We start from the raw sequence: 4,701 nt of genomic DNA, 5'->3' as shown, positions 1-4,701 counted from the left end.
GCATAGAAGCGGGCGAAGGTCAGACCCATAGTAGTGGGCTCGGCGTGAATGCCGTGGCTGCGGCCCACACGCACAGTGTTCTTATGCTCCAGCGCGCGTTTCTTCAGCGCGGCCAGCAGCTTGTCCATGCCGTCCAGCAGAATATCGGCGGCACGCACCAGCTGCACGTTCAGGCAGGTGTCCAGCACATCCGACGAAGTCATGCCCTGATGCACAAAGCGGGCTTCCTCAGAGCCGACATGCTCAGCCAGATGGGTGAGGAAGGCGATGACGTCGTGTTTGGTGACGGCTTCAATCTCGTCGATGCGGGCGACGTCAAACTCCACGTCCTTGGCTTTCCACACGGCATCAGCATTTTCGCGCGGGATCACGCCAAGGTTTGCCATGGCTTCGCAGGCATGGGCCTCGATTTCGTACCAGATCTTGAATTTGGTCTCAGGCGACCAGATGGCGACCATCTCGGGGCGGGCATAGCGGGGGATCATGGGCGAAAGCACCTTTATGTGATTGTGCAGCAGATGCCCGGCCTATTAGATCAGGTAAGGCGTGACAGCAAGGCTGGGAGGCGGACATGAGGCACATTGCCCTGATGATTGCGGTATCATTGACAGTTTCGCCGCTTGCGGCGGCGGAATGGCGGGCGTTGAGCGGAGAGGAAGTGCAGGCAGCGCTGGAAGGGCGCAAGCTGACCTACGGCAGCGGTGCCTGGCAGGAGTTCCGGGCCACGGGCCGGACCTTGTACAATGCCGGCCATGACAGCTGGGGCTATTGGGGCGTGCGGGACAGCAAATACTGCTCCACCTGGCCGCCGTCGGACCTGTGGGCTTGTTTTGTTTTGGAAAGCGACGGTGAGGCTTTGCGGTTTGTTGGCGAGGGCGGCGACATCACCACAGGCCGTTACTCTGACTGACAGCAAGGGGGGCTCCCGCCTGCGTTGCGGCCTTCTGGCGAAGGCCTGCCGCAGCTGGGCCCGGCGCCGGGCCAATAAGGCGCGGCGCCGGGCCCAAGGCCGCTGCCGTTGCAGGTTTCCTGCAACGGCCGGGCGCGGGAGGTCTCTGGTTTTTGACAGTTACACAGTTTCCGCCTGGTGTGAGGTTTCCAGATGTGTCACCACTTTGGCGCCGCTTTCCAAGGTCCGGTGTACCGGGCATTTGTCGGCAATCTCCATAAGCTTGGTCCGCTGTTCATCGCTCAATGGGCCGCAGAGGTGGATCACCCGGGTGAACTGGTCGATTTTGGCCGGTCCCGTCGGCTGGGCATCCTGGGCATGCACCTTGTCGTGGCTGATATCGACGCTGATCCCTTCCAGCGGCCAGCCCTTGCGGCGGGCATACATGCGCAGCGTCATCGAGGTGCAGGCGCCGAGCCCGGCCGCCACGAAGCCATAAGGCGACATGCCGCGATTGGTGCCGCCATAGGCCAACGGCTCATCTGCATAGGTGTGGTGATAAGGGCCGGATTGCACGTCCTGCAAGAAGCCCTCCGAGTCCGCCTCGGTCACCCGCAGGATGCCTTCGGGCGCACCGGGCGGCGGCGCGGGCGGGGCCATTCTGACATAGCGCCCGGCCCAGGCGGCAATCACCTCGGCGGCATATTCCGCATCGGCTGCGCGGGTGATCAGGTGATCGGCATCATCCAGGGTGACAAAGCTTTTGGGGTGTTTGGCCGCGGTAAAGATTGAGGCCGCATTTTCGATGCTTACTGTTTCATCCCGCGGGGCATGCAGCACCAGCAGTGCCGCCTTCAGTTCCGCAATTGCAGGCGCCAGTGCTTCGGCGTTGATATCGTCGACGAACTCCTTGCCGATCACAAACGGCCGTCCGCCCAGGCAGACTTCAGCGCGTCCCTTTGCCTCGATCTCCGGCAGTGCCGCGTCAAAATGGTGCGAGACATGGCCGGGATCGAACGGCGCGCCCAGTGTCACCACGCCTTTGACAGACGGGATGCCTGCCCGCGCCCGCAGCACCGCCGCGCCGCCCAGCGAATGGCCGATAAGCAACGAGGGCGCCATGCCGCGCGAGGCCAGATATTGCGCCGCCATAATCAGATCCGCGACATTGGAACTGAAGGAGGTGTTTTCGAACTCCCCCTCGGAATGCCCCAATCCGGTGAAATCAAACCGTAGCACCGCGATCCCCATCGCCGCCAGCCGCCCGGCAATCCGCCGCGCGGCCGGGATGTCTTTGGAGCAGGTAAAGCAATGGGCAAACAGCGCCGTTGCAAGGACCGGTCCCTCGGGCAAGTCAAGGCGGGCGGCAAGGGGTGTTCCGGCATGGCCGGGGAAGGAGACGCGTTCAGCGGGCATGGGCGTGGCCTTTGTTGGGTGTTCTGCATAGATTGAGCGCGCAATGGGCCCTGAACAAGGCGGCAGCCTGCAACGTCACGGGAAGGTGAAGGCAGATGAGCGTAATGAGCCTGAGCGGTGTTGGATGTTACAAGCTTCGGACAGCCCGCGACCGGGATATGTGGAGGCGTTTGCGGGTGTTTTGCGAAAGCGAGCCTCAGGCCTTCGGCCGTAATCCTGAGACGGGCCATGTCACCGGTTCTGCGTTTGTGATGTCACCGGACAGGACAAGCGTTCTGCTGACCCATCACCGTAAGCTGGACCGCTGGCTGCAGTTGGGCGGCCATTGCGACGGCATTGCCGACGTGCCGTTTGTCGCGCTGAAAGAAGCCTATGAGGAAAGCGGACTGTCCCGGATCAAGCCGCTGTCCGGCCAGGTGTTTGATGTGGATATTCACGAAATCCGGCAAACTGCGAAGGACCGCGCGCGTCTGCATTATGACGTACGGTATCTGTTCCAGGCGGAGGCCTGGGAAATTGCCGTGAGCGGGGAATCCTATGCGCTGGCCTGGGTGCCGCTGGACCGGCTGGAGGAGGTGACGGAGTCACCGGGCGTTCTGGTGCTGCGTGAAAAGCTCAGCTGTTATTAAGCGGAGGCGCCTGACGGCGCCGCAGGATGTCCCGGCCCCGCCTGTACAGGCGGGGCCGGTTGTTCGCGTCAGGATTCGCCCATCAGTTCCTTGTCGAACGGGTATTTGGTCAGATTCTCATAGCCGTCCTCGGTGATAAGCACCTGATCTTCCAGCTTGATCGAGAAATCGCCGCCCTCGGGGGAGATCAGCGCCTCGACACAAAGCACCATGCCCGGCTCCAGTTCATAGTCAAAGGCGCCCTCGACCATCTGATCCGGATAGGCGACCAGCGGCCATTCATCACACAGGCCGACACCGTGCATCATGCAGCCGTATTTCTGCTTTTGGAACTGCGGATCCAGCGGGTGGCAGGCCCTGGACAGCTCCTGAATGTTCACGCCGGGCTTCAGCATTTCCATGTTGTGGCGGATATGCTCAACCCCGTGCTGCATGGCATAGACCATGTCGGCGCGCGGTTTCTCATCGCCGATCCACCAGCTGCGCGAGATATCGATGCAGATGCCATAGGACCCCACCAGATCGGTATCAAAACTGATCATTTCATTGTTTTGGATGATGCGGGGGCCGCATTCCTGGAACCACGGGTTGGTGCGCGGGCCGGAGGCCAGCAGCCGGGTTTCAATCCACTCGCCGCCGCGGCGGATGTTTTCGGCGTGCAGCACTGCCCAGACGTCGTCTTCCGAGATATTGCCGCCGGGCACGTTTTCGCGGGCGAAAACCTCCATTGCCGCCACTGCGGTTTCGCAGGCATGGCTGGCGCAGCGCATCGCCAGGATTTCATCCGGGCCTTTCACAGCGCGGCATTTCTCGGTCAGCTCTTCGCCAGGAACGATCTCCAGGCCTTGTGCTTCCAGCGCGCGCAGCCCGTGCAGCATGACCTTGTCCACTGCCAGGCGTTTGTTGCTGCCGCTGTGTTCCTCAAGCAGTTTGCGGACCTCGTTGGAGAACACATCCGCTGCCACATCCACCTTGTCGCCGCGGTCGAAGTAAAACAGGTCCGCGCCAGCGCGCTGCTCACGCACAAGGGGGTTGAATTCGCTGAGGAACGGCGACTGTTTGTAGTCCCACAGCACCATATAGCCGTCAGCGCAGATCAGCAGAGCGCGGAACGGGTTGTGGGTGTTCCACAGCTGCATATTGGTGCTATCAGTGGCATAGCGGATGTTCAGCGGGTCAAACACCAGAAGGCCGGCGTAGCCGCGGTCGTTGATGAAACGGGTCAGCCGCTCCCAGCGGAAACTGCGCATGGCCTGCAAATCGGGCAGCTGCAGTCCGGCTTCGGCCCATTCGCCAAAAGCCAGCTGGGTCGGGCCGATTTCGACGCGGTCATTGTTGTTCGGTGTGTTGTCGCCCAGATTGGCACCGCGGGTGGGGTCGATCTTGCGGATGTCGCGGTAATGCTCGTTCATGCGTGGCCTCCGTCGCTGCACAGGTCTGTCCAATGTGCCGCCGTCTGCCGGTAGATTCGCTGCAGAAAACGACGGGTATTACAGTCGTTTCTGACCCATGCTGCAGCACCGCAGCTGAATGCCGTTGCGCAGGCCGGGGGGCATGGCGGCGCTTTTATGCGATTAGGTTTCAGGATCCGGTGCTGTTTCAGCCGTGCGGGTTTCGAAGTGAACCGCCCCGGGTTTTCCGGAGGCTTCACCTCCTGATTAGGATGAAGCCACAATGAGCAAGACAACAAACAAGTATTCTCCTGAGGTCCGCGAGCGTGCGGTGCGGCTGGTGCTGGACAAGTGAGCCATTGAGGCGCCATTGGTT

Annotated in this window: 5 protein-coding genes; 2 read left to right on the top strand and 3 right to left on the bottom strand. The window is 61.6% G+C overall.

Annotated elements, in window-relative coordinates; all coding sequences use genetic code 11:
* The coding region (locus A2I95_RS26270; protein ID WP_291734655.1) for a lyase family protein at window positions 1–485 on the bottom strand (485 nt) is incomplete at its 3' end.
* Between the two features lie 86 nt (window positions 486–571).
* On the opposite strand from A2I95_RS26270, the gene A2I95_RS26265 reads away from it, so the two are divergent.
* Window positions 572–910, top strand: coding sequence for a hypothetical protein (locus A2I95_RS26265; RefSeq protein WP_027259163.1), 339 nt, complete (start codon window positions 572–574; stop codon window positions 908–910).
* 159 nt (window positions 911–1,069) lie between these two features.
* Here A2I95_RS26265 and A2I95_RS26260 read toward each other — a convergent pair whose 3' ends face one another.
* Window positions 1,070–2,305, bottom strand: coding sequence for a bifunctional alpha/beta hydrolase/OsmC family protein (locus A2I95_RS26260; RefSeq protein WP_027259162.1), 1,236 nt, complete (start codon window positions 2,303–2,305; stop codon window positions 1,070–1,072).
* A 95-nt stretch (window positions 2,306–2,400) separates the two neighbouring features.
* Between A2I95_RS26260 and A2I95_RS26255 the strand changes: the two genes are divergently transcribed.
* Window positions 2,401–2,934 carry an NUDIX hydrolase gene (locus tag A2I95_RS26255; protein WP_291734650.1) on the top strand — a complete coding sequence of 178 codons (534 nt, stop codon included), beginning with the start codon at window positions 2,401–2,403 and terminating at the stop codon, window positions 2,932–2,934.
* A gap of 68 nt (window positions 2,935–3,002) precedes the next feature.
* Here the strand turns inward: A2I95_RS26255 and dddP are convergent, their stop codons facing one another.
* A complete protein-coding gene (dddP, locus tag A2I95_RS26250; RefSeq protein WP_027259160.1) occupies window positions 3,003–4,346 on the bottom strand; it encodes a dimethylsulfonioproprionate lyase DddP in 1,344 nt (447 codons plus the stop codon).
* Between the last annotated feature and the right edge of the window lie 355 nt (window positions 4,347–4,701).

Source organism: Leisingera sp. F5, from assembly GCF_001593695.1.
Note: the sequence above shows the minus strand (reverse complement) of the source record. Positions and strands in the feature narration are given on the sequence as shown.

Bases quoted from the DNA above. Each gene is read 5' to 3' on its own strand.
- dddP (WP_027259160.1), bottom strand. From the start codon at position 4,346: ATGAACGAGCATTACCGCGACATCCGCAAGATCGACCCCACCCGCGGT.
- A2I95_RS26255 (WP_291734650.1), top strand. From the start codon at position 2,401: ATGAGCGTAATGAGCCTGAGCGGTGTTGGATGTTACAAGCTTCGGACA.
- A2I95_RS26265 (WP_027259163.1), top strand. From the start codon at position 572: ATGAGGCACATTGCCCTGATGATTGCGGTATCATTGACAGTTTCGCCG.
- A2I95_RS26260 (WP_027259162.1), bottom strand. From the start codon at position 2,305: ATGCCCGCTGAACGCGTCTCCTTCCCCGGCCATGCCGGAACACCCCTT.